This is a genomic window from Bacillus cereus group sp. BfR-BA-01355 (assembly GCF_022663675.1).
GTDB lineage: Bacteria > Bacillota > Bacilli > Bacillales > Bacillaceae_G > Bacillus_A > Bacillus_A thuringiensis_S.
In genome coordinates, this window is record NZ_JAKUFY010000369.1 from 1 (window position 1) to 304 (window position 304).

The window sequence follows — 304 nt, forward strand, 5'->3', positions numbered from 1 at the left end:
TATTGGTTATTTTGTTGAAATTGATTTAATAAAATAATATCAAATATTATTTTACTTTTGAATAATATGATATTAAAATTTACAAATAAAAAACATTCGTCGTATTATTTTAATATATTTTTTACAAATATCCATATAGTATTGAAAAAACAGAGAAGGAGAAACTTCTCTGTTTACTTTTGTATGTTTTTTTCAACTTGTTCTCGAACAGTTTGAATGTAATTCATTTTATGATCCCAACATTCTTGGCTTAAATCGACAGGATACTCTTCGGGATTTAAAGTTCGCATGTATTCTTCCCAAA

Annotated in this window: 1 protein-coding gene; it reads right to left on the reverse strand. The window is 24.0% G+C overall.

Annotated elements, in window-relative coordinates; translation table 11 throughout:
- Positions 1-173: 173 nt before the first annotated feature.
- Positions 174-304, reverse strand: a 131-nt coding sequence (locus MR167_RS33820) for a hypothetical protein (RefSeq protein ID WP_242316281.1), incomplete at its 5' end; no start/stop codon positions are given.